The following is a 455-nucleotide window of genomic DNA, read 5'->3' on the forward strand; positions in this document are numbered from 1 at the left end:
AAAGCCGTAGCCCACCAGCATCCAGGTCAGCTGTACGCCGGTAAAGTCGAAGAACGGCGCCCAGGTCGGGCTTTCCGCCACCCAGCCGCCGGAGATAATGGCGAACACCAGGAATACCAGACCAATCACCGACACTTCACCAATGCGGCCCGGACGCAGGTAGCGAATGTAGATCCCCATGAACAGCGCCAGCGGAATGGTGAAGGCAACGGTATAGGTTCCCCACGGGCTGTGGGTCAGCGCTTTCACCACGATCATCGCCAGCACCGCGAGGATGATTACCATGATCATAAAGGTCGCCACCAGCGCAATCACCCCGGCGGTGGCCCCCATCTCCTCTTTCACCAGCTCACCCAGCGAACGTCCGTCGCGGCGGGTGGAGACAAACAGCACCATAAAGTCCTGTACCGCCCCCGCCAATACCACCCCGGCGAGGATCCAGATCATCCCCGGCA

Annotated in this window: 1 protein-coding gene; it reads right to left on the reverse strand. The window is 61.1% G+C overall.

The genetic code is table 11. The features are described 5' to 3' along the window. A partial coding sequence (locus DOU50_RS00060) for a carbon starvation CstA family protein (protein WP_322742051.1) occupies nt 1-455 on the reverse strand: 455 nt, incomplete at both ends.

Origin of the sequence: Enterobacter sp. C6 (assembly GCF_008122455.1) — a bacterium.
GTDB lineage: Bacteria > Pseudomonadota > Gammaproteobacteria > Enterobacterales > Enterobacteriaceae > Enterobacter > Enterobacter pseudoroggenkampii.